This is a genomic window from Paracoccus cavernae, assembly GCF_042430175.1.
GTDB lineage: Bacteria > Pseudomonadota > Alphaproteobacteria > Rhodobacterales > Rhodobacteraceae > Paracoccus > Paracoccus cavernae.
This window is the reverse complement of sequence record NZ_JBHMDZ010000001.1, coordinates 175896-198526: the sequence shown is the minus strand read 5'-3', so window position 1 is coordinate 198526 and position 22631 is coordinate 175896. Positions and strand designations below refer to the sequence as shown.

Annotated in this window: 26 protein-coding genes and 1 pseudogene; 11 read left to right on the top strand and 16 right to left on the bottom strand. The window is 63.0% G+C overall.

Going from position 1 to position 22631, the window contains the following annotated elements; genetic code table 11:
• Positions 1-73: 73 nt before the first annotated feature.
• From ACFFUC_RS01000 to ACFFUC_RS00970, 7 genes are all read right to left on the bottom strand, one after another.
• Positions 74-949: a 3-hydroxybutyryl-CoA dehydrogenase gene (locus ACFFUC_RS01000; protein WP_377682693.1), complete on the bottom strand. Its 876-nt coding sequence runs from the start codon at positions 947-949 to the stop codon at positions 74-76.
• Positions 950-1137: 188 nt separating this feature from the next.
• A complete protein-coding gene (locus tag ACFFUC_RS00995; protein WP_377682691.1) occupies positions 1138-2064 on the bottom strand; it encodes an electron transfer flavoprotein subunit alpha/FixB family protein in 927 nt (308 codons plus the stop codon).
• On the bottom strand, positions 2064-2822 hold the full coding sequence (locus tag ACFFUC_RS00990) for an electron transfer flavoprotein subunit beta/FixA family protein (protein ID WP_377682689.1): 759 nt from the start codon (positions 2820-2822) through the stop codon (positions 2064-2066). Before ACFFUC_RS00990 ends, ACFFUC_RS00995 begins: the two co-directional genes overlap by 1 nt.
• Before the next feature lie 120 nt (positions 2823-2942).
• The gene (locus tag ACFFUC_RS00985; RefSeq protein ID WP_377682688.1) at positions 2943-3515 is read right to left on the bottom strand and encodes a cob(I)yrinic acid a,c-diamide adenosyltransferase; all 573 of its coding nucleotides are present in this window, start codon (positions 3513-3515) and stop codon (positions 2943-2945) included.
• Complete coding sequence (locus tag ACFFUC_RS00980; protein WP_377682686.1) at positions 3515-3715, bottom strand: twin transmembrane helix small protein; 201 nt, start codon at positions 3713-3715, stop codon at positions 3515-3517. The genes ACFFUC_RS00985 and ACFFUC_RS00980 overlap by 1 nt, the downstream gene beginning before the upstream one ends.
• Before the next feature lie 8 nt (positions 3716-3723).
• Positions 3724-4545 (bottom strand): SDR family NAD(P)-dependent oxidoreductase, encoded by an 822-nt coding sequence (locus tag ACFFUC_RS00975; protein WP_377682684.1) that lies wholly within the window; start codon positions 4543-4545, stop codon positions 3724-3726.
• Positions 4546-4614: 69 nt separating this feature from the next.
• Complete coding sequence (locus ACFFUC_RS00970) at positions 4615-4833, bottom strand: hypothetical protein (protein ID WP_377682682.1); 219 nt, start codon at positions 4831-4833, stop codon at positions 4615-4617.
• 223 nt (positions 4834-5056) lie between these two features.
• Between ACFFUC_RS00970 and parC the strand changes: the two genes are divergently transcribed.
• On the top strand, positions 5057-7285 hold the full coding sequence (gene parC, locus ACFFUC_RS00965) for a DNA topoisomerase IV subunit A (RefSeq protein ID WP_377682680.1): 2229 nt from the start codon (positions 5057-5059) through the stop codon (positions 7283-7285).
• 116 nt (positions 7286-7401) lie between these two features.
• On the opposite strand, the gene ACFFUC_RS00960 is transcribed toward parC, so the two are convergent.
• From ACFFUC_RS00960 to leuD, 5 genes are all read right to left on the bottom strand, one after another.
• Positions 7402-7566 (bottom strand): hypothetical protein, encoded by a 165-nt coding sequence (locus tag ACFFUC_RS00960; RefSeq protein ID WP_377682678.1) that lies wholly within the window; start codon positions 7564-7566, stop codon positions 7402-7404.
• A 164-nt stretch (positions 7567-7730) separates the two neighbouring features.
• Positions 7731-8318 (bottom strand): cytochrome b/b6 domain-containing protein, encoded by a 588-nt coding sequence (locus ACFFUC_RS00955; protein ID WP_377682676.1) that lies wholly within the window; start codon positions 8316-8318, stop codon positions 7731-7733.
• Complete coding sequence (locus ACFFUC_RS00950; protein ID WP_377682675.1) at positions 8318-8770, bottom strand: c-type cytochrome; 453 nt, start codon at positions 8768-8770, stop codon at positions 8318-8320. The genes ACFFUC_RS00955 and ACFFUC_RS00950 overlap by 1 nt, the downstream gene beginning before the upstream one ends.
• 327 nt (positions 8771-9097) lie before the next feature.
• Positions 9098-10321 carry an endonuclease/exonuclease/phosphatase family protein gene (locus tag ACFFUC_RS00945; protein WP_377682673.1) on the bottom strand — a complete coding sequence of 408 codons (1224 nt, stop codon included), beginning with the start codon at positions 10319-10321 and terminating at the stop codon, positions 9098-9100.
• An 8-nt stretch (positions 10322-10329) separates the two neighbouring features.
• Positions 10330-10935, bottom strand: coding sequence for a 3-isopropylmalate dehydratase small subunit (gene leuD, locus ACFFUC_RS00940; RefSeq protein ID WP_377682671.1), 606 nt, complete (start codon positions 10933-10935; stop codon positions 10330-10332).
• 165 nt (positions 10936-11100) lie between these two features.
• On the opposite strand from leuD, the gene ACFFUC_RS00935 reads away from it, so the two are divergent.
• A complete protein-coding gene (locus ACFFUC_RS00935) occupies positions 11101-11625 on the top strand; it encodes a hypothetical protein (protein ID WP_377682670.1) in 525 nt (174 codons plus the stop codon).
• A 3-nt stretch (positions 11626-11628) separates the two neighbouring features.
• On the opposite strand, the gene leuC is transcribed toward ACFFUC_RS00935, so the two are convergent.
• Complete coding sequence (gene leuC, locus ACFFUC_RS00930) at positions 11629-13065, bottom strand: 3-isopropylmalate dehydratase large subunit (protein ID WP_377682668.1); 1437 nt, start codon at positions 13063-13065, stop codon at positions 11629-11631.
• A 388-nt stretch (positions 13066-13453) separates the two neighbouring features.
• Between leuC and ACFFUC_RS00925 the strand changes: the two genes are divergently transcribed.
• The 4 genes and pseudogenes from ACFFUC_RS00925 to ACFFUC_RS00910 form a co-directional block, all read left to right on the top strand.
• Positions 13454-14791: a mechanosensitive ion channel family protein gene (locus ACFFUC_RS00925; RefSeq protein WP_377682666.1), complete on the top strand. Its 1338-nt coding sequence runs from the start codon at positions 13454-13456 to the stop codon at positions 14789-14791.
• Between the two features lie 291 nt (positions 14792-15082).
• The gene (rsfS, locus tag ACFFUC_RS00920; RefSeq protein WP_377683594.1) at positions 15083-15520 is read left to right on the top strand and encodes a ribosome silencing factor; all 438 of its coding nucleotides are present in this window, start codon (positions 15083-15085) and stop codon (positions 15518-15520) included.
• A gap of 3 nt (positions 15521-15523) precedes the next feature.
• A complete protein-coding gene (gene rlmH, locus ACFFUC_RS00915; RefSeq protein ID WP_377682664.1) occupies positions 15524-15991 on the top strand; it encodes a 23S rRNA (pseudouridine(1915)-N(3))-methyltransferase RlmH in 468 nt (155 codons plus the stop codon).
• A gap of 427 nt (positions 15992-16418) precedes the next feature.
• A pseudogene (locus ACFFUC_RS00910) lies at positions 16419-16658 on the top strand (DUF4262 domain-containing protein); the annotation flags it as partial.
• 158 nt (positions 16659-16816) lie between these two features.
• Here ACFFUC_RS00910 and ACFFUC_RS00905 read toward each other — a convergent pair.
• The gene (locus tag ACFFUC_RS00905; protein ID WP_377682663.1) at positions 16817-17647 is read right to left on the bottom strand and encodes an LOG family protein; all 831 of its coding nucleotides are present in this window, start codon (positions 17645-17647) and stop codon (positions 16817-16819) included.
• Positions 17648-17743: 96 nt separating this feature from the next.
• Between ACFFUC_RS00905 and dapD the strand changes: the two genes are divergently transcribed.
• Together dapD and ACFFUC_RS00895 are read left to right on the top strand one after the other, a co-directional pair.
• Entirely contained in the window at positions 17744-18568 is an 825-nt protein-coding gene (gene dapD, locus ACFFUC_RS00900; RefSeq protein WP_377682661.1) for a 2,3,4,5-tetrahydropyridine-2,6-dicarboxylate N-succinyltransferase, read from the top strand.
• 102 nt (positions 18569-18670) lie between these two features.
• Positions 18671-18922 carry a GlsB/YeaQ/YmgE family stress response membrane protein gene (locus ACFFUC_RS00895; protein WP_377683592.1) on the top strand — a complete coding sequence of 84 codons (252 nt, stop codon included), beginning with the start codon at positions 18671-18673 and terminating at the stop codon, positions 18920-18922.
• 123 nt (positions 18923-19045) lie between these two features.
• Here the strand turns inward: ACFFUC_RS00895 and ACFFUC_RS00890 are convergent, their stop codons facing one another.
• Together ACFFUC_RS00890 and ACFFUC_RS00885 are read right to left on the bottom strand one after the other, a co-directional pair.
• On the bottom strand, positions 19046-19561 hold the full coding sequence (locus ACFFUC_RS00890) for a TIGR00645 family protein (protein ID WP_377682659.1): 516 nt from the start codon (positions 19559-19561) through the stop codon (positions 19046-19048).
• Positions 19562-19722: 161 nt separating this feature from the next.
• Positions 19723-20193: a YbaK/EbsC family protein gene (locus tag ACFFUC_RS00885; RefSeq protein WP_377682658.1), complete on the bottom strand. Its 471-nt coding sequence runs from the start codon at positions 20191-20193 to the stop codon at positions 19723-19725.
• A gap of 53 nt (positions 20194-20246) precedes the next feature.
• Between ACFFUC_RS00885 and ACFFUC_RS00880 the strand changes: the two genes are divergently transcribed.
• The 3 genes from ACFFUC_RS00880 to ACFFUC_RS00870 all read left to right on the top strand — a co-directional run bounded on the left by ACFFUC_RS00880 (position 20247) and on the right by ACFFUC_RS00870 (position 22576).
• Complete coding sequence (locus ACFFUC_RS00880) at positions 20247-20654, top strand: DUF8846 family protein (protein WP_377682656.1); 408 nt, start codon at positions 20247-20249, stop codon at positions 20652-20654.
• Between the two features lie 83 nt (positions 20655-20737).
• A complete protein-coding gene (locus tag ACFFUC_RS00875) occupies positions 20738-22003 on the top strand; it encodes a lytic murein transglycosylase (RefSeq protein ID WP_377682655.1) in 1266 nt (421 codons plus the stop codon).
• Between the two features lie 69 nt (positions 22004-22072).
• Positions 22073-22576 carry a GNAT family N-acetyltransferase gene (locus ACFFUC_RS00870; protein WP_377682653.1) on the top strand — a complete coding sequence of 168 codons (504 nt, stop codon included), beginning with the start codon at positions 22073-22075 and terminating at the stop codon, positions 22574-22576.
• Positions 22577-22631 lie beyond the last annotated feature (55 nt).

Genomic DNA, 22631 nt, shown 5'->3' with positions numbered 1-22631 from the left:
CCCCAAAAGAAAGGCGCGCCACTTGGGCGCGCCTTTTCCGTTTCGGGCGGTTTCGATTTCGGGCAGCTGGCGATCAGCGGGTCGGAACCGGCACTTCGCCTGCGTAATCGTAAAAGCCGCGGCCGGTCTTGCGGCCAAGCCAGCCGGCCTCGACATATTTCGTCAGAAGCGGGCAGGGACGGTATTTCGTATCGGCCAAACCCTCGTGCAGCACGTTCATGATCGCGAGGCAGGTGTCGAGGCCGATGAAATCGGCAAGCTCCAGCGGGCCCATCGGGTGGTTCGCGCCAAGCTTCATCGATTCGTCGATGGATTTGACCGAGCCCACGCCTTCGTAAAGCGTATAGACCGCCTCGTTGATCATCGGCATCAGGATCCGGTTGACGATGAAGGCGGGGAAATCCTCGGCGCTGGCGGCGGTCTTGCCGATCTTCTCGACGACGGCCAGCAGCTGCTGATAGGTGTCCTCGTCGGTGGCGATGCCGCGGATCAACTCGACCAGCTGCATGATCGGAACGGGGTTCATGAAGTGGAAGCCCATGAACTTGCCCGGACGGTCGGTGCGGCTCGCGAGGCGCGTGATCGAGATCGACGAGGTGTTCGAGGTCAGGATGGTTTCCGGCTTCAGATGCGGCACGAGGTCTTCGAAGATCGCCTGTTTGACGGTCTCGCGCTCGGTCGCAGCCTCGATCACCAGATCGCATTGTCCGAGATCGGACAGCTGCATCGTGGTCGAAATCCGCTGCATCGCGGCGTCCTTGTCGGCCTGCGAGATCTTCTCGCGGCTGACCTGACGGTCGAGGTTGCGCGAAATCAGCGCCACCGCCTTGTCGAGGGATTCGCGCGAAATATCCGTGATCAGCACGTCAAAGCCCGCGAGGGCAAAGACATGGGCAATGCCGTTGCCCATCTGGCCCGCGCCGATAATGCCCACTGATTGAATCGCCATCTTCCCATCCTTTCGTCGCTTGGCCGAGACGATGGCGCAAGGGCCTGCCGGTTTCAATGAGAAAACCGCCCGCCGGTGGGGCGGGCGGTCCAACTGGTCCGCTTGGGCGCCGAGGCGCCGTCTTCGGGTCCGCAAACCCCGCCACGGGTATTTTTCTGATGAAGAAAAACCGGCGGCGGGGCGGGAGATCAGAGTTTCTCGGTCAATTCCGGCACGATCTGGAAGAGATCGCCGACGAGGCCGAAATCCGCGATCTGGAAGATCGGGGCTTCTTCGTCCTTGTTGATCGCAACGATGACTTTCGAATCCTTCATGCCCGCGAGGTGCTGGATCGCCCCCGAGATGCCGACAGCGACGTAAAGCTCGGGTGCCACGACCTTGCCGGTCTGGCCGACCTGCCAGTCGTTCGGGGCATAGCCGCTGTCGACTGCCGCGCGCGATGCACCGACAGCCGCGCCGAGTTTGTCGGCGAGCTTTTCGATGATCGCGAAGTTTTCCTTCGAGCCGAGAGCGCGGCCGCCCGAGACGACTTTGCCGGCCGAGGTCAGCTCGGGGCGGTCGGATTTGGCGACCTCGTCCGAGACCCAAGCCGAGAGGCCCGGGTTTGCGGCTGCAGCGACGGCCTCGACCGCGGCAGAACCACCCTGACCGGCAGCATCGAAGCTGGCCGTGCGGACGGTGAAGACTTTCTTGCCGTCCGAGGATTTCACGGTCTGGATCGCGTTCCCCGCATAGATCGGACGCTCGAACGTGTCGGCGTCGACGATGGCCGAGACATCGGGAATGACCATGACATCAAGCAGCGCCGCGACGCGGGGCATGACGTTTTTCGCATCCGTGGTCGAGGGCGCGGCGATATGGCTGTAGCCATCCGCAAGGCTGACGATCAGCGCTGCGGTCGGTTCCGCCAGACGGTGGCCGTAGATCGCGTCTTCGGCGACCAGAACCTTTGCGACGCCCGCGATTTTCGCGGCCTCGTCGGCGGCGGCTTTCGCCGATGCGCCGGCGCAAAGCACGGTGACATCGCCCAGAGCCTTGACCGCATTCACCGCTTTGGCGGTCGCATCAACGCTGAGTTCGCCATTGGTGACTTCGCCGAGAAGAAGAACAGCCATCAGATCACCCCCGCTTCTTTGAGTTTGCCGACCAGCTCGTCGACCGAGCCGACCTTGATCCCCGCCTTGCGGCCTTCGGGTTCTTTGGTCGAAACCACGGTCAGGCGCGGGCTGACATCGACGCCGTAATCGGCGGCGGTCCTTTCATCCAAAGGCTTTTTCTTCGCCTTCATGATGTTGGGAAGCGAGGCATAGCGCGGCTCGTTCAGGCGCAGGTCGGCCGTGACGATCGCGGGCAACGAGACTTCGATGGTCTGGAGACCGCCGTCGACTTCACGCGTGACGCGGGCTTTTTCGCCGTCGATCTCGATTTTCGAGGCGAAAGCGGCCTGACCCCAGCCGAGCAGCGCCGAAAGCATCTGGCCGGTGGCGTTCATGTCGTTGTCGATCGCCTGTTTGCCGGCGATGACCAGTTTGGGCTGTTCCTGATCGACCACGGCCTTGAGCAGTTTGGCGACGGCCAGCGGCTCGATATCGGTGTGGACGTCATCGGCAGCCACGATCAGGATCGCGCGGTCGGCACCCATTGCAAGGGCGGTGCGCAGTGTTTCGGCGGCTTGTTTCACGCCGATCGAGACAACGACGACTTCCTCGGCGACGCCTTTTCCTTTCAGGCGAATCGCCTCTTCGACAGCGATTTCGTCGAAGGGGTTCATCGACATCTTCACATTCGCAAGATCGACACCAGAACCGTCAGCCTTCACACGGGCTTTGACGTTATAGTCGATCACGCGCTTCACTGGCACGAGAACCTTCATTGTTCCCTCTCCCTTGGTTGCGTCATGACGTTGGTGGAATTGGTAGCGGGCGTTTCTGCGGTTGCACAAGGCAAAAGCGACCAGATGACGTCGCGAACGGTGCTTTGCCCCATGTTCCCGCTAACGGCTTGCTCCGGGGATCCAGAGGATATCGTCCTGGCCGTCGTTGTTGGCGATGCGGCCTGCGACGAACATCCAGTCGGACAGGCGGTTGAGATATTTGATCGCCGCCGGATTGGCGTCCTCGTCGGCCGCCAGCGCGGTTGCGGCGCGTTCGGCGCGGCGCGCGACGGTGCGGCAAAGGTGCAGATGCGCGGCCAGGGTCGAGCCGCCCGGCAGAATGAAGCTGCGCAGCGGGGCAAGGCGCGCATTCATCGCGTCGATTTCGCTTTCGAGGCGGTCGACCTGCGTGTCGATGATGCGCAGGACCGGATAGGGCGCCTCGGCATCTTCTTCCATCCGCGGGCGCGAGAGATCGGCCCCGAGGTCGAAAAGATCGTTCTGGATCACGGCGATCTGCGCCGCCATCCCGCCATCCGCATGAAGCCGCGCGAGGCCGAGCGTTGCGTTCAGCTCGTCCACCGTGCCGTAGGCCTCGACCCGCAGGGCATGTTTCGCGACCCGTTCGCCGTTCGACAAAGCGGTTTCGCCCTTGTCGCCGGTGCGGGTGTAGATCTTGTTGAGAACGACCATCAGCCCCCCCGCGACCAGACGTAAGCGATGATGACCAGCAGCGCGACGGCCTGCGCCCCGATGCGCCAACGCATCAGGCGGTTGGCATTGCGGCTGTTGAACTTTCCGCCTTGGGCAAAGCCCAGAACCCCGATCACGAGGATCGCGAGGACGACAAGGCAGGCGAAGGCGGCAACATAGATGAAGGGATCGTTTTGCATGTCTCTGACTAGCTCCGGCGCGCGAACCAGTCCAGTGCGCGCGTGGACAGGATGCGCTTTCCGAAGCCCGAGAGATAGGTCGGAGTCGTCACGTAATAGCGACGGCGCGGATTGGCGCTCCCGAGCGCATGGGCGATTTTCGCGCTGACGGCGCTTGGCGGCAGCTCGTAGCGGTCCTTTTTCGCGGCGGGTTGGTAGAGCCGCTTGAGCAATGTGTCCTCGTATTGCCGGCGGCGCGGGCTGTTTTCCCAGTCGATCCAGCGCTCGAAATGCGGGATGGATTTGAGGCGGATCGCCGTGCCGATCGGGCCCGGCTCGATCAGGGAAATCCTGATCGGCGTATCGGCCATCTCGACGCGCAGCACATCCGTCAGCCCTTCGAGCGCGAATTTCGTCGCGACATAGGCCCCGCGCCACGGGATGCCCACGAGGCCCAGAACCGAGCTGATGGTGACGATGCGGCCCTCGCCATTGGCGCGGAAATGGGGAATCAGCTGGCGGGTGAGGTCATGGGTGCCGAACAGATTGGTCTCGAAGATCTGGCGCAGCCCGCCGCGCGGCAGATCCTCGACCGCGCCGGGAAGCGCGAAGGCACCATTGTTGACCAGAGCGTGAACCGGCCCGAGCGAGAGGGCACGGGCCACGCCCGCACTGACGCTTTCCTCGGAGGCGAGATCGAGCGCGAAGCTCTCGAAGCCTTCAGCGCGAAGGGTTTCGGCGTCTTCTTCCTTGCGGCAGGTGGCCAGCACGCGCCAGCCTTTCTCGGTCAGGTGGTGGGCGGCATCGCGGCCGATACCCGACGAGCATCCCGTCAGCAAAACAGTTTTCATCAATCGGTTACCATCAGGCGCGGCCTTCGTCCGGCGGCCGGGCGGCACGCGGAACGAGGCGGTCAGAGCTTATTGCTGCGCGGTGACCGGAATGGTCCGGAACGCATTGCCGCGAAGCTGATCCGAACTGCGCTGATAGGTCAAGTCTGACGCGCTTCGGGCATTGGAACCGGCGGCACGCGTATGACTGGAGGAGGCGGCATTGGTCCCGCCCCGAAACTCCGGCGCGCTGGCCAGAACGAAAACGACGAAAAGACCGGTGAGGGTCAAAATAACGACTCGATACATGTTGCGCGCTCCGGGCCGGCGTGATCCGCCTTTGGCCGTCTGTGCCGTGCTCTGCCCAGCACGATCTGTTCTTGTCCGCCTGCTCTGCCTTTGCAGCGTTAACCTTTAATGACGCCATTTGTTCCGGAAGGAACGTTGAACTTTAGGACAGGTGGTGTTGAACTGCCGCTCATGCGTAAAAACCGGCTGGACCGGGCGCGCGCTCAGACGTATTCACATTGCCATGTCAGATGATGTGAACCGCCCCGAGGGCGAGACCGAAAACACCACCTCCGAGCAGCTGTCGCGCGCCATCGGCGAGCGCTATCTGACCTATGCGCTCTCGACCATCATGAACCGGGCGCTGCCCGATGCGCGTGACGGGTTGAAGCCGGTGCACCGTCGCATCCTTTACGCGATGCGCGAACTCCGGCTGTCGGCGACCGGAGCTTTCCGCAAATCCGCCAAGATTTCGGGCGATGTGATGGGCAACTATCACCCCCACGGCGACGGCGCGATCTATGATGCGATGGCGCGTTTGGCGCAGCCTTTCGTCATGCGCTATCCGCTGGTCGACGGTCAGGGCAACTTCGGCAATATCGACGGCGACAACCCCGCCGCTTCGCGTTACACCGAGGCCCGCCTGACCGCCGCCGCCGAAGCCCTGATGGAGGGGCTGGCCGAGGATGCGGTCGACATGCGGCCCAACTACGACGGCACGCTCGAAGAGCCGGTCGTAATGCCCGCCGCCTATCCGAACCTGCTGGCCAACGGCTCTTCGGGGATCGCGGTCGGCATGGCCACGAACATTCCGCCCCACAACCTGCATGAAGTCATCGACGCCTGCCTGCATCTGATCAAGACGCCGGATGCGCGCGACGATACGCTGATCTCGATCATGCCGGGGCCGGACTTCCCGACCGGCGGCGTTCTGGTCGAAAGCCGCGACGTCATTGCCGAGGCCTACCGCACCGGACGCGGCAGCTTGCGCCTGCGGGCGCGTTGGGCGGTCGAGGATCTGGGCCGCGGCCAATGGCAGATCGTCGTCACCGAGATCCCCTATCAGGTCGCGAAATCCAAGCTGATCGAGCGTCTGGCCGAGATCATCCAGATCAAGAAAGTGCCGATTCTCGCCGATGTGCGCGACGAATCCGCCGAAGACATCCGCATCGTGCTCGAGCCCAAGACCCGCGCGGTCGATCCCGAGCAGCTGATGGCGGCTTTGTTCCGCACCTCGGATCTCGAAGTACGCTTCGGCCTGAACATGAACGTTCTGATCGACGGGCGCATGCCCAAGGTCTGCTCGCTGAAAGAAGTGATCCGCGCTTTCCTCGATCACCGCCGCGACGTGTTGGTGCGGCGCTCGAATTTCCGGCTGGCCAAGATCGCGGCGCGGCTCGAGGTGCTCGAAGGCTATATGATCGCCTTCCTCAACCTTGATCGCGTCATCGAGATCATCCGCTACGAGGATGATCCGAAAGCGGTTCTGGCGGCCGAATTCAAGCTGACCGAAGTTCAGGTCGAGGCCATCCTCAACATGCGCCTGCGCGCCTTGCGCCGGCTCGAGGAAATGGAGCTTCGCGCCGAACACAGCAAGCTTTTGGAAGAACGCGCCGCCCTCGAGGGCATGCTTGCCGATGAAGGCCAGCAATGGGCCCAGATTTCGGAGCAGCTGCGCGAGATGCGCAAGCTGTTCGGCAAATCCGCTCCCGGTGGCCAGCGCCGCACCGAGATCGCCGAGGCCGAGGAAATCGCCCCGATCGACATGGACAGCATGATCGAGCGCGAGCCGATCACCGTGATCTTGTCGAAAATGGGCTGGATCCGCGCGATGAAGGGGCATCAGGCTCTGGATGCCGAGATCAAGTTCAAGGACGGCGACGGCCCCTTCATGGCCTTCCACGCCGAGACCACCGACAAGCTGATGATCTATGGCGCGAACGGGCGTTTCTACACGCTTCTGGGCGCGAACCTGCCCGGCGGACGCGGCATGGGCGAGCCGTTGCGTCTGATGATCGACCTGCCCAACGATGTCGCCGTCATCGACATGTTCGCGTGGCGCGACGGCGTGAAATATCTCGTGGCCTCGAAAGCGGGCGATGGTTTCGTCGTCGCGGCGCAGGACATTCTGGCCCAGACCCGCAGCGGCAAACAGGTTCTGAACGGGGACGCGCTTTTGTGCCGCGTCGTCTCGGGCGATCATGTCGCGGTTGTGGGCGAGAACCGCAAGGTTCTGGTCTTCGCGCTGGACGAGCTGCCGGAAATGGCGCGCGGCAAGGGCGTGCGGCTCCAGAAGTTCAAGGACGGCGGACTGTCCGACGCGACCTTCATCACGCTGGCACAGGGCCTGTCGTGGAAAGATCCCGCCGGCCGCACCCGCCGCGAGGAAGACCTCTCCGAATGGCTGGGCAAGCGCGGCACCGCCGGCCGCATGGCCCCGCGCGGCTTCCCGCAGGACAACAAGTTCAACTGAGCCGCAGGCTCGGGCCAAAACCGAAAAGGCGCGGCGGGGAAACCCGCCGCGCCTTTCTGTTCCGGTCATGGCGCCCATGCACCCGCGCGGACATGCGCCGGCTCGGGCGGCTTTCCTTAGCCGGGCACGGCCACGCTCTGGGTACCCGAGGTCGTGGGCGCGGAGATCGAGCTTTGCTGCTGCGGGGCGGTTTTGCCGGCGCAGTCGCCGCCTGCGGCAAAAGCCGGAAGCGCCGAAGCGGCTGCGATGGCGAAGGCAACGGTGAGGGTCTTCATCTTCATGTCGAAAGCTCCTTAGGGTTGCTGGGGGGACCGGCGGCAGGGATCATCTCTGGTGGCGGAGCCGTGAACGGAGCGGATCGTCAGACCGTGGCCCTGTTCAAACTATGACGCGGCACCTCTATTCGATCAATTGGTCTGGCGAATATGTGACCGGCGCGTGAGGACTAGTCGCGACGCACGTCTTTCCAGCCGGTTATCATCGGCTTGACCAGATCCTCGCGCTTCCAGAGCCGGTAGTAGAGGATCATCGCCAGATGGAGCAGCACCAGAATCAGGATGACGGTGGCGCCGAAATGGTGCCAGCCGACCGCTTTTGTGCTGGCCGCACGGCTGACCGACGAGGCGAGGGGGCCGACATTGACGAAATCGTCGGGGTCCGCGATCAGGCCGGTCGAGACCTGCGCGACCAGCGCCGCGATCATGGCGATGACCGAAAGCCCGCCAAGCGGATTATGCCCCGGCCAATGGCTCGGCTCGCGCGAGGAAAGCCCGCGCATATAGCCCAAAGTCGCCGAAGGTCCGTGCAGGAAGCTGGAAAAGCGCGCGGAAGGGGGGCCGACAAAGCCCCAGACCAGCCGGAACGCCAAAAGCGCGATGACCATATAGCCGCACCAGAAGTGCAGCGTCATGATCAGCGGGCCGAACTGGCCCAGACACCATGCCGCCACCACGAAAAACGCCAGCAGCCAGTGGAACCCGCGCAAAAGCGGGTCCCACAGCTTTACCTTTTCGGGGCCGGAGGCGGCAGCCATCACTCGCTCTCGCGGTAGACGTCATGGCAGGCCTTGCAGGCCGCGCCGAGCTTTTGGACCACCGGCCCGACATTGGCCTGACCGCCTTTGACCGCCTCGGAAGCACCGGCCGCCGCTGTACCCAGAGCCGCAAATTTGCTGCCGAAATCGTCGAGATTGTTCCAGATGTCGGGCTTGGCGTTGCTGTCGTCGTAATCCGCGCTGGAGCTGCCGGCGATGAAATGGATCGGCAGGGTGTATTTGGTCAGCGTCTCGATATTGGCTGCGGCGGTCGCCGCTGCGGCTTCGTCGTAATCCATCTCGCCCTTCGCCATCCCCGCGAGCGGGCCCATATTGGCGGCGAGCATCTCGAAGAACCCCTGACGGGCCTTGACGTTGTCTTCTACCTTCTCGTCGGCAAGGGCCATGAACGGAAGGGCGATAAGAGCGGCGGCAGTGACGATAAGGCGCATCTTGGATCCTCTCTGTGTGGCGAATGGCTACATGGGGAAACGGTCGCACGGCGGCGAATGTGCTGCAATCATTCAATTTGATCACCAGCGCGACTGTGAAGAGCGTGACGGTTTCATGGCGCGGCTCCGAGGATGCGCGCGCAAATGCGCGCAGATGCGACCGGCCCGCCCAAGCGCGCATTGGACAAAAGGCGGGCAATTCGCGCCCGGGTGGCGCGCGATCGGGCAGCGCGGGGCTTTCGAGCCCGCGCTTTCGGGCCGACGGTTGCGGCGCGGTCGGGGGCACGACAGTCTGGGTTCAGGCCGTCCCCATCGCGCGGGGATAGTTCATGGCACTGCCGCCCTTCCCTTGCCGGTTCCTCCTCCATCGGCCGTCTCGGGAAGCGGCGGCATTTTTTTCACCCCGCCTTCCGGCCCGTTTTCCTCTTCGGTTCTCAGCTCGGTCGTCGGGGCGGTGGTTGGCGGCCAGTCGAGGTTGACCCAGACCAGACGGTGGCGCGACGCGGCCTCGACGGTTTTGGCGAAATCATCCTGCGGATCGGGCCAGAGGACGCCCGCATCGAGAATGCGCAGGCTCTGTGCGGGCAAGACGTAATCGACACGCATATTGCCCGGCCCGTCGGCTGCCGGCCAATTCGCGGTATCAAGCGCCGGATCACCCTTGTGTCGGCTGTTCGCGCCGTTTTGGGGATAGGCCTTGCCGCCCGCGCTTTGCGGCAGCGGATCCTGAAGCGTGGACAATAGCGCGGCCAAAGCCTCGGGGCGGCCCTCGCTGTCGTTGATGTCGAGATTGGCGTTGCCGAGCAGCACAAAGGGGGCCTCGGGCAGACGGTCCTGCCAAAAGGCAGTCTCGTCGTGGTTGCGCCTTCCGTTGCGGTCCTCGGGGCCGTCAAAGACAGGCGGGGTCGCGGAATAGGCCAGAAGATGCAGGCTCCGGCCCGCGATCTCGACCGGCAGATCCCAATGCGCGACCGAGGACAACCTTTGCGCGGCGGCGATCTCGGGCGGGGCGGGGGGCATCAGATTGCCCTCCAGATCGCGCCACAGAAACGCGCTGTAATCGGTAACCGGCCCGAGCGGATGGCGCGAGAGCACCGCCATTCCGTCCTGACCCGTGAAAAAGCCGAAGCCCTGCGCATCATCCGCAGTGCCGAGCCGGCCGTTCTGGTCGAGGTCCAGCCCCGAATCCATGCCGCTATTGGGGCGGCTTGCGTAGAGATGGGGATAACCGGCACCCGCAGCCGAGAGCTGTCGGGCGAGTTCTTTCAGGGCGAGATTGTCGTAATCCCAATCGATGCCGGTCAGCAGCAGCAGATCGGGGTCGGCGCGGGCGATTACCGCCACCACCGCCGCAATCTGGGCATCCTTGCCGCCCAACATGTCGCGGTACAAAAGGCCGGGCCCCCTGCGGCCGAGATCGGGGGAGAAGGTCGCGATGCGCAAAGGTTCGGCCGGAGCGGGCAAGGCGCAAAGCGGGAGGGAAAGAAGGCCGAGGGCCGCGGCGCGCGCCGCCCCCGACAGAGGGTGCAAAGGTGCGGAACGCAACCGCACGGGCCGGCTCAGACCCAGGGACGCGACTGGGCCATCTTGTCTTCGTAGCTGTCGATCTTCGAGGATTTCTCGAGGGTCAGGCCGATATCGTCGAGGCCGTTGATCATGCAATGCTTGCGGAACGCATCCACCTCGAAGGGGAAGCTCTGGCCGTCCGAGGTGGTGACCTGCTGGTTTTCGAGATCGATGGTGATGCGGGCATTGGCGCCTTTGCGGGCGTCCTCCATCAGCACGTCGACGACCTCTTGCGGCATCACGATCGGCAGGATGCCGTTCTTGAAGCAGTTGTTGAAGAAGATGTCGGCGAAGCTGGTCGAGATCACGGCGCGGATGCCGAAATCCAGCAGCGCCCAAGGGGCATGCTCGCGCGAGGAGCCGCAGCCGAAATTGTCGCCGGCGACGATGATCTGCGATTCGCGGTAGGCGGGCTGGTTGAGGATGAAATCGGGCAGCTCGTTGCCTTCGGCATCGTAGCGCATCTCGTCGAAGAGATTTTTACCAAGACCCGAACGGTGGATCGTTTTCAGGAATTGCTTGGGGATAATCATATCCGTGTCGATGTTCACCAGCGGCATCGGCGCCGCGATGCCGGTCATGGTCGTGAATTTGTCCATTTTGTCCTCGCAGTTTGACTTGCCGTTCAGCGTCTCGTTCGACAAGACTACAATTCAGGTGTAACGCGCAAATCGTGTGGTGTTTCAATGGTTGAGAGTGTGGGTTCTGTTTCGCTAAGGACGTGTGTCGCTCAGGATTGGAGCCCGCAAATCGGTGATCCCAACGTGACCGGATGGCTGACGGTGGTCTCGTATCTCGTCTGTTTCGGTCTGGCCTATATGGTGACCATGCGCCTTAAAGGGCAGCGCGGCCGCGGCTTGTGGGTCATCATTACGGGGCTGATGCTGTTTCTGGCCCTCAACAAGCAGCTCGATCTCCAGACCGCCCTGACCGCGACGGGGCGCTGCATGTCCCATATCCAGGGCTGGTACGAGGACCGCCAGACCATTCAGAAGCTGTTCATCGGCGGCATGATCATCGGCATTTCGACGGTCATCGCCCTGATGTTGGCCAAGATGCGCGGCAAGGTCCGCGAGAACGGTCTGGCCTTTGCGGGCCTCTTCGTTCTGGTGACCTTCGTCATGGTGCGCGCCGTGGGCTTCCATCACATGGACAGCCTGATCGGAGCGGAGATCGCCAGCATTTCGCTGAATTTCATCTTTGAAAACCTCGGCTTGCTCATGATCGCCCTGAACGCTTTGACCCATCTGCGGGTGACTGCGCCCGAAAGGCACAGCCAGCCCGCATAAGGATCAGACGGTTTCGCCCATCACGTCGCGCACGTCGGTCAGGTGACCGGCGATGCCCGCCGCCGCCGCCATGACCGGCGACATCAGATGGGTGCGGCCGCCACGGCCCATGCGGCCCTCGAAGTTGCGGTTCGAGGTCGCGGCGCAGCGCTCGCCCGGTGCCAGCTGGTCGGGGTTCATGCCCAGACACATCGAGCAGCCTGCCAGACGCCATTCAAAACCCGCATCGGTGAAGATCTTGTCCAGACCCTCTTCCTCGGCCTGAAGGCGCACAAGGCCCGAGCCCGGAACGATCATGCCGCGCACGCCGTCCGCCAGATGCTTGCCTTTCAGGATGCCGGCAGCGGCGCGCAGATCCTCGATCCGGCCGTTGGTGCACGAACCGATGAAGACCGCGTCGATCTTGATCTCGTTCAGCGGCGTGCCCGGCTTCAGGCCCATGTATTCCAGCGAACGGCGGGCCGCTTCGACCTTGCCGCCTTCGAAATCCTCGGGGGCGGGGACTTTGTCGGTGATCGCCAGAACGTCCTCGGGCGAGGTGCCCCAGGTCACGACGGGCGCGATGTCTTCGCCGCGGATGGTGACGACTTTGTCCCAATGCGCGCCTTCATCGCTGAACAGCGTCTTCCACCACGTCACCGCGGCTTCCCACGCTGCGCCCTTGGGCGCATGCGGGCGGCCCTGGCAATAGGCGAAGGTCGTTTCGTCGGGCGCGATCATGCCGGCACGGGCGCCGCCTTCGATCGCCATGTTGCAGACGGTCATGCGGCCTTCCATCGACAGGTCGCGGATCGCCTCGCCCATGTATTCGATGACATAGCCGGTGCCGCCGGCGGTGCCGGTCTTGCCGATCACCGCGAGGGTGATGTCTTTCGCGGTCACACCGGGGCGCAGCTTGCCGGTGATCTCGACCTTCATGTTCTTGGATTTCTTCTGGATCAGCGTCTGGGTCGCCAGAACATGCTCGACTTCCGAGGTGCCGATGCCGTGGGCCAGAGCGCCGAATGCGCCATGGGTCGCGGTATGGCTGTCGCCGCAAACGACGGTCATGCCGGGCAGGGTCCAGCCCTGCTCGGGGCCGACGATATGGACGATGCCTTGGCGGATATCGCTCATCGGGTAGTAGTTCAGCCCGAATTCGCGCGCGTTCTTGTCCAGCTCTGCGACCTGAATGCGGCCCTCGGGGTTTTCGATGCCGTTCACGCGGTCGGCGGTGGTCGGCACGTTATGGTCCGGCACGGCGATGGTGCGCTCGGGCGAATGGACCTTGCGGCCGGCCATGCGCAGACCCTCGAAGGCCTGGGGCGAGGTCACTTCGTGGACCAGATGGCGGTCGATATAGAGAACGGCGGTGCCGTCTTCCGCCAGATCCACCACATGGGCGTCGAAAATTTTGTCGTAGAGGGTACGGGGGCTGCCCGTATTGGTGTTGCCGGTCATGGCTGTCTCTTTCTTAAAGAGTAGCTTGGGAAACGTAAAAGCCGCAGCCCCGAAACGGCGGTCTGCGGAAAGGGCACGCGAAAGCGGCCCGCATTCCGATCAAAGTCGGGCGGTAACCGAAAGGCTTTCGCCATAGAACCGCCCGGGCAAACGGGCGCGGTCATGAATGTCGAAGTAGATGAATCCTCGCATGGAAGATTATTTAGGCCGGATCGCCTTATCGCGCAATATCCCAAGGCTCGGGCGCAGGGCCCGCGACCGTGATCGCACGATGGTGCGGCCATTGCGCCACCCTTGCCCGCAGGCTTGCCCATGACGCGCGGGAATGTTCAACTGCCCGCGCGCGGCGGAGGGGCCGCGAGTGCCCGCGAGGGCCTGCGGAGGGCCTATGGACCTGTTGTCACCCGATATCTCAGACGCGGCGGGCGCGCTGTGGTCGCAGATCGCGCTCTTCGGCAAGGGCATGCTGCTGCCGTGGCGGCTTTACCAGCTTCTGGCGATCCTCGGGCTGTTCGTTCTGGCGCACACCGCCGCGAAACCCTTGGGCCATTGGCTGACGTCATGGCTGCGCAGGCGGCAGGGCTGGCCGAAATGGAAGCTGCGTCTGGGGATCTTGTTCCAGCAAAGGCTGAGGGTGATTCTCTTTGCGCTTTTCGCCTGGATCACGGTCTGGATCCTGCGCGAGCTGACTTGGCCGTCGCGCAGCCAGATGATCGCGGTTGCCGCGATGATCGCGACGGCATGGGCGGCGGTGGGCTTTTTCGCGCGGGTGATCCGCAACCGTTTCTTGCGCCGCATCGTCAGCTGGGTCGCGTGGATCTGGGTGACGCTTTACTTTCTGGGCTTTCTGGAGCCTGCCTCGGACCTGCTCGACAGCATTTCGGTGACCTTCGGCAGCTTCCGGCTTTCGGCGCTGACGGTGCTCAAGGCGGTTCTGGTCACGGTGCTTCTGATCTCGCTGTCGCGCTCTTTCGGGCGGATCGTCTCGGGGCGGCTGGCGAGGAACGCCGATATTTCGCCCGCGATCCAGGTACTGATCGGCAAGATCCTTCAGGTCGTTCTGATCAGCCTTGCGGTGCTGATCGGGCTGAAGGCCGCCGGTTTCGACATGACAGGATTCACGGTTTTCACCGGCGCGCTTGGCGTGGGTCTCGGTTTCGGTCTGCAAAAGATCGTCTCGAACCTGATGTCGGGCGTCATCATTTTGATGGATAAATCGATCAAGCCCGGTGATGTCATCAGCATCGGCGATACGTTCGGCTGGATCGAGGATCTTGGCGCGCGCTATGTCAGCGTGGTGACCCGCGACGGGCGCGAATATCTGATTCCGAACGAGGATTTCGTTACGGGGCAGGTGGTCAACTGGTCCCATACCAATGATTACGTCCGCCTCGATCTGACTTTCGGCACCTCTTATCGCGACGATCCGCAGCTCGTGAGCAAGCTTGCCATCAATGCCTCCCTGACGGTCAAGCGCGTGCTGGCACAGCGCACGCCGGTATGCTGGATCACCAATTTCGGCGAGCGTTCGGTGGAATATGTGCTGCGTTTCTGGATTTCGGACCCGACCGCGGGGCTGATCAACGTCCGCGGTCAGGTCTTTCTCGCGCTGTGGGAGAGTTTCCAGAAGAACGGGATCTCGCTGCCCTATCCGCAGATGGAAGTACGCATGCTACAAGCGCCCGAGGACAGCCCGCCGCCTGCGATCATGACCCTCAACGATTAGGCATTCATCCTTTCTTAAGACCGTTCCTGCATGGTCGAAGGGTCGGCGCGGGGGTGATTCGACAAAGGACGGCAGAGCGGGCAGGCGGCTTTCGCGGCTTCGGGTCGGCGTTTCGGCATGGGGGCACGGGCGTGACGCGGGGGCGTTTTCGTCGCCATTCGGGCGGTTTGGCCGGCGCCGCGTCAAAGCTTCGGTCAGGGGGCATTGAGAAAAACCGAAATGATGCTATTTTATAAGGAACCCTGCGCCGGGGAGATCGGCGCGTTGTCCGGAGTATGACCCCTGTCCAGTATCGTCTCGCCGGCCGCACAGCCGGCAGCGACCGCCACACCGATTCAAGAACTGACCAGCGATCAGTTGCTTGAACGTGTCCTCGCCTCTCTTGACGATGATAAGGCCGAAGATGTCGTGACCATCGACCTCCGCGGTCGTTCGGCCATGGCCGATCACATGGTGATCGCCTCGGGCCGCTCGTCGCGTCAGGTCGCCTCGATCGCGGAAAAAATGGCCGAACGGCTCAAGCAGGAATGCGGCCGCCTCGTGCGGATCGAAGGTAAGGATACCGGTGACTGGGTGTTGATCGACACCGATGACGTCATCGTCCATATCTTCCGCCCTGAGGTGCGCGAGTTCTACCAGCTCGAGAAGATGTGGATGCCGGCGGATAGCCTGCGTGCCGCAACGCTCGATCTCGTCCGCGCCGAGCTTGCTCCCGAGCCGAAGTTCTAAGCCATGCGTCTTGTGCTCGCCGCGGTCGGTCGGCTGCGGAAAGGGCCCGAGGCCGATCTGGTTGCCGACTACCTGGCCCGCTTTGCCAAGACGGGCCGGGCGCTTGGTTTTCCCCCAGTCACCCTGACCGAGGTCGAGGACAAGCGCGGTGGCGGTATGGCCGCCGAGGCAGAACTTTTGAACCGCGCCATCCCCGATGGTGCGGTTTTGGTCATTCTGGACGAGCGCGGCCATATGCTCACCTCGCCGGAATTCGCCAGCCATCTCGGAGCCTGGCGCGATCAGGCCCGCGACATCTGTTTCGTGATTGGCGGCGCCGACGGAATCGACCCCTCCTTGCGCGCCCGCGCCGATCTTTCGATCAGCTTCGGCAAAATGGTCTGGCCGCATATGATGGTGCGCGTCATGCTGACCGAGCAGATATACCGCGCCGCAACCATCCTCGGCGGCGGACCGTATCACCGCGTCTAAGGCAGCCACCGCTCCGCACTTTCGCCGCCAGGGCAGTGCGAGGACCGGATGGCGGCAAGGCCATCGCGCAAGATCGGCAGCGCTTCTCCCAATAGCGGTTTTTCAGCTTCGCGGTGCGGAGCGCTGCTGAACGCATAGGCGGAATGGTCTGGTTTTCCCGCCGGCCGCTGCTTTGCGTATCGCCAAGCTGGGCTGGTGCAATGCCGATCCCTGCGTCAGGACGCGGTTGTCGATCTGGACGAGATGCTCGGATCGCTGCTCTTTGACCCATCGGTTCCACGGTCAGCGGCCTGAATTGCATCCCGTGGCCCTGTGCGAGCGGAGAGGCGATGAAGGGCGCGGCGGGCGTAGGCTTGTGTTTGTTCTCATGGAAAGCAGCGCTTGATCTCGCCGCCTTTCGCCTCCTCAATCGGCATCGAAACCACGTCACATCAACCAGCCCTACGAGGGTTTCCTTGAAGGATTTCCCGTTTGCTTCAGCCTTATGCTCAAAGAGCACTATGCCGAGCATGTCGGTTGGGGGCGCCGGTTTTACAAAGGGGATGACTTCCGTGTGTTCCAGCTTATTTGGCCCGATACATCGGGGCGCTGGCCATGGGATCCCGATGCCACCGAGAGTTACCGACAAGCAATGCCGCTTCTGTCTGAGCCAGCAGAGATAACCTGACGCCCAGCAGCAGGAGATCAGCTCTTTTGCCAAGTAACTCCCGCTTCGCTCCGTATTCGTTCACGCTTTGAAGCGCTGATCCGTCCGTAAAGCGTGTCTTGCGCACATAAGAAAACCGGCGGGACGAATTGCTCCGCCGGTTTTGGTTCTCGTCTCTCTCAGGCGCAGTCGTTGCTTTTCCAGCCGTCGATGATTGCGACGGCTTCTTCGGCAGTCTCGACAAAGCTGATCAGCTCGAGATCTTCGGGGCTGATCGTGCCGGCCTCCGCCAGAGCCTCCCAGTTGATGACCTTGTTCCAGAACTCGCGGCCAAAGAGGATGAAGGGGACCTTCTTCATCCGGCCGGTCTGGATCAGGGTCAGCGCCTCGAACATTTCATCGAGCGTCCCGAAACCGCCCGGGAAGACCGTGACGGCGCGGGCGCGCATCAGGAAATGCATCTTGCGGATCGCGAAATAGTGGAAGTTGAAGGACAGATCCGGCGTCACATAGCTGTTCGGAGCCTGCTCGTGCGGCAGCACGATCGATAGGCCGATCGACTGGCCACCCGCCTGATGGGCGCCCAGATTGCCTGCCTCCATCACGCCCGGCCCGCCGCCGGTGCAGATGACGAAATCGCGGCCATAGGTCTCCATGCTGCGCTGGGTCATGGCGCGGGCGAAAGTCACGGCCTCGGTGTAATAGCGCGACAGCTCGGCCAGGGCGGGGGTCTTGGCCGAAGCGACATTCTCGGGCGAGGGAATGCGCGCGCCGCCGAACATCACCACGGTCGTCGCGATGCCGCGTTCGTCCATGATCATCTGCGGCTTCAGCAATTCGAGCTGCAGGCGCACCGGCCGCAATTCCTCGCGCAGCATGAAGTCGTTGTCGACAAAGGCCAGCCGATAGGCCGGCGCGCGGGTTTGCGCGGTATCGGGGGTATTATGGACCGCCTTCACATCCTGCACACTGTCACGGAAGGAATGGCTGCGTTCTTCTTCTTCAGTCATCGAAACCTCTGACATGGGGCCGGGGCGCATTGCACCGGAGTACTCTCACGCTTATAGCCCGATGAACTCGTTTTCCACCCGTGAGAAAGGCCCGCCATGACCTACGCCGCGCTCGAGACCGCAATTGAAGCCGCATGGGAGACCCGCGACCAGATTACCCCCGCAACCAAGGGCGAGACCCGCGAGGCGATCGAGGCCACGCTCGAGGCCTTGGACAGCGGCACGCTGCGCGTTGCCGAAAAGCGCGGGGCTGACTGGCACGTCAATCAATGGGCCAAGAAAGCGGTCCTGCTGAGCTTCCGCCTCAAGGATATGGAGATCCTCGAGGGCGGCCCGCAAAACGCCGGCTGGTGGGACAAGGTCGACAGCAAGTTCAAAGGCTGGGACGAGGCGCGTTGGCGCGCGGCCGGCTTCCGCGCCGTTCCGGGCAGCATCGTCCGCAAATCGGCCTTTATCGGCAAGAACGTCGTGCTGATGCCGTCCTTCGTCAATATCGGCGCTTATGTCGACGAGGGCTCGATGGTTGACGGCTGGGCCACGGTCGGCTCTTGCGCGCAGATCGGCAAGAATGTCCACCTCTCGGGCGGCGTCGGCATCGGCGGCGTGCTGGAGCCCATGCAGGCCGGCCCGACCATCATCGAGGACAACTGCTTCATCGGCGCGCGCTCCGAAGTCGTCGAAGGCGTGATCGTGCGCGAGGGCTCGGTCCTCGGCATGGGCGTGTTCATCGGCCAGTCGACCAAGATCGTCGACCGCGAGACCGGCGAAGTCATGTATGGCGAAGTACCGGCCGGTTCGGTCGTGGTCGCGGGCTCGCTGCCCTCCAAGAACGGCGTGAACCTTTATGCCGCGGTCATCGTGAAGCGCGTTGACGAAAAGACGCGCTCGAAAACCTCGATCAACGAGCTGCTGCGCGACTGACCCGAGACAAAAATTTGGTTCACGCGGGACAACTGCGTGAACCAAATCGGCTTTTTCCGCGTTACTCCCTCGATTTGGGTTCCATATGAGGGAGTTTCCATCATGCAAGGACTGGGCTGGATTGCAGCAATCATCGTCGGCGGCTTGGCCGGATGGATCGCCAGCAACATTATGAAGGCCGATACCGGCATCATCACCAACGTCATCATCGGCATCGTCGGCGCAGTGCTGGCCAATGCGATTTTCGGCCTGTTCGGCATCAATGCCGCTGCCGGAAGCTGGATTGCGCAGGGGCTCGCCGGATTGGTGGGTGCGGTGATCCTGATCTGGCTTTATCGGGCGGTGGCGCGATAGGTGCCCAAGGTCTGATTGCACGCTAAGCGCGCCGAACGGTTGCGCGACAGGCGCGCAGATCGACGGAATAAAAAAAACCCGCGCTCCGGCGCGGGTTTTTCTTTGGCTCGGCAGATTGTCCGATCAGGCTTTGCTTTTTTTCAGCGTCTTGCCGTGAAGGGCGATCCAGTCCATCACCGCCAGAAGCACACCCGAGATCACGAAAACCAGATGGATAATGACCATCCACTTGATCTTCTCGGGCGTATATTTCCCGACATCCATGAAGACCTTGAGCAGATGGATCCCCGAAATCGCGACAATCGAGGCCACGAGTTTCAGCTTGAGGCCGGTGAAGTCGACCTCGCCCTGCCACGATGGGCGATCCTTGTGATCGGCGATATCCATACGGCTGATGAAATTCTCGTAGCCCGAGAAAATCACGATCAGCAGAAGGTTCGCGGCCAGGCTCAAATCGATCAGTGCCAGAACGCCGAGGACCGCATCATCGACCGTCATGGTCGGAATCGTCAGTCCGAAACGCCACAATTCCTGCAGAAAGACCCAGACAAGGATCCCGAGGGCTCCGGCAAGCCCGACATACATCGGGGCCATAAGCCAGCGGCTGGCGAATAGGCTGCGTTCGATCAAGCGTTCCATGGCATCTCCTGAATATGGAGAGGCGGGCCTAACCGGCGCGGCGGCCCCACCGCAAGCGAAAGCGGCGCACACAAGGGGGGCTGCGACAACATGTACAGGGTGTGAATGCCGCCGCTATGCGTCCACCCAAAGAAGCCTGTTCGCGGCGCGTGCCGCTCGATCTATGCGGTGAAGGCGGCCGGTTTCGCGCCGGTGACGCGCAACAGATCGGCGGGGGTGATCGCGAAGACATGGCGCGGCGTGCCGGCTGCGGCCCAGACCTGCGCGAAATCCTGAAGCCTCGGGTCGAAATAGGCGGTGATCGGCGTCAGATGCCCGACCGGAGAGACGCCGCCGATGGCAAATCCCGTCTCGGCGCGGATGAGATCGGCATCGGCCTTGCCGAGCTTCTGCCCCGCAACCTCGGTCGCCTTGGCCGGATCGACCTTGTTGCCGCCTGCCGTCAGGAACAAAACGACATGGCCGCTGTCCTCGCCGCGGAAGATGATCGATTTCGCGATCTGGTCGACCTCGCAGCCGACCGCACGGGCGGCATCCTCGGCGGTGCGGGTGCCTTCGGTCATTTCGCGGATTTCGACCGCAATTTTGGCGGTTTCCAGCGCGGCTTCCACCCGTTTCAGGCTCTTGCTCATTGTTTTTTGACCTCCCTCGCGGAATAAGCTTGGGCAACAAGGAAGGAAAAATCATGGCGGAACACAAGGTCTATACGCTGCTGGTCGAATTGGGGCGCTCGGAAGACGACGGCATGCCCAAGGATGCGACGGGCGGCGCGATGCTGGTCTATGCCTCGGGCAAGGACGAGGAAGAGGCCCTGCGCGAGACGGTCGCGATCATCAAGCAGGCGGGGCTCAATCCGATCGAAGTGACCGGTCACGGCTCGATCGAGGAACGTCTGGCCGACGGTCACGAGATCCCTGACGAAGAGCGCGCCCTGATGGAGCGTGCACTCGAGGAAAACTCGGTCATCGTCGCCCAGATCGAGCCGCTTTACGGCCCGTTGAACCCGCCCGAGGACGAGGATGACGACGAAGACGGCGCAGAAGACGACGCAGTTCCGCCGACGACCCCCAACGGGCGCAAGCGCATCCATTAAGCACGCCATTCTGTGCTATTCATGCCTAAAACCATCCGTTAAGCTTCGACAAAACGGCAAAAAGCAAACAGACAGGCAGTGACATGACGATTTTCCTCTCCCGCATGGCGGCTTCGGCGCTGGTGATCGGTGCCCTTTCGAGCTGCGGCGTTGCGGTGAACCGCGGCCCGAGCATGGCCAATCCCGGCCCGGTGGTCGTGGCTCCGATCCCGCAGGCGGCTGCCGGCGACGAGGCCGGTCTCCAGAACTTCGTGCGCAGCTTCCGTGCGCGCGCGTTGTCCTCGGGCGTCTCGGCGCAGACCTATGACCGCGCCATGCGCCTCGCGCGCTATAACCCCGAGGTCATTCGTCTCGACCGCCGTCAGGCCGAGTTCTCGCGTCCCGTCTGGCTTTATCTCGACAGCGCGGTTTCGGATGTGCGCGTGACCACCGGTCGCCAGAAAGCCGCACAGCTCAGCAGCACCTTGTCCTCGATCGAGGCGCGCTACGGCGTCCCGCGCGAGATCGTTCTGGCCGTCTGGGGGATGGAATCGAACTTCGGTGCGAACCGCGGCAAGATGCAGATCATCCCGTCGCTGGCCACTTTGGCCTATGACGGGCGTCGCGGTGCGATGTTCCAGAACCAGCTGATCGCGGCACTGCAGATCCTGCAGGCGGGCGATACCGATCCCGAGCATATGCTGGGTTCATGGGCGGGCGCGATGGGCCATACCCAGTTCATGCCGACCTCCTATCTGCAATTCGCGGTCGACTTCAACGGCGACGGCCGCCGCGACATCTGGTCCGAGGATCCGACGGATTCGCTGGCCTCGACCGCGGCCTATCTGGCGCGCAACGGCTGGCAGCGCGGTCAGGCATGGGGTGCCGAGGTCCAGCTGCCCTCGAACTTCAACATGGGCCAGGTCGGCAAAGGCAACCGCAAATCCAGCCGCGACTGGTCGGCGCAGGGCGTGCGGCGCATGGGTGGCGGCGCGCTGCCCTCGGGCACCGGCTCGATCATCATGCCGGCCGGCGCGCGTGGTCCGGCTTTCCTGATCCTCGACAACTTCCGCTCGATCCTGCGCTACAACAACTCGGACAACTACGCGCTTGGCGTGGCTTTCCTTGGCGAGCGTATCGCGGGCCGTCCGGGCATTCAGGGCGCATGGCCGCGCAACGACCGCACCCTTTCGACCGGCGAGCGCGAGGAAATCCAGCGTCGCCTGATGCAGAAGGGCTTCTATCAGGGCGAGATCGACGGTCTGTTCGGCTCGGCCACGATGGAATCGGTCTCGGCTTACCAGCGCTCGATCGGGGTGACGCCGGACGGCTATCCGACCTCGATCCTTCTGGATCAGCTGCGCCGCTAAGCCGCGCCGACGAGGGATCAAAAAAGGCGGCCTCGTGCCGCCTTTTTCTTTGCGATCAAAGGAGAAGTCATGACGATCACCGCAAAAGACGTGACCCTGCGCCCCTACGAGTCCTCCGATATCGCGGCGATGACCGTGCTGTTGAACATGCCCGCGGTGGTCGAGGGGACGCTGCAATTGCCGCTCCGTTCGCTGGCCGAGCGCGAGCGCAAGCGACAAGGGTTCGAGCCGATCGTCGATCTGGTCGCGGTCGTCGACGGGCTGGTCGTCGGTCATGGCGCGTTGCAACTGGCCGAGCAGCACCGCCGCCGTCACACCGGCACTGTCATGCTGGTCGTGCGCGACGATTTCCACCGGCAAGGCATCGGAGAGCGTCTGTTGCGGGCGCTTCTCGAGCAGGCCGATGACTGGCTGGGGCTGCGCCGTGTCGAGCTTTTGGTCCATGCCTCCAATACGGGCGCGATCGCGCTTTATGAAAAGCTGGGCTTCACGCGTGAAGGGGTGCTGCGCGATTACGTTCTGACGCGCGGCCACTATCGTGATGCGCTGATCATGGCGCGGCTGAACCGCTGAGCGGTCGGGCTCGCGAATGCAAAAGCGGCCCCCTCGGGCCGCTTTCGCCGTCTTG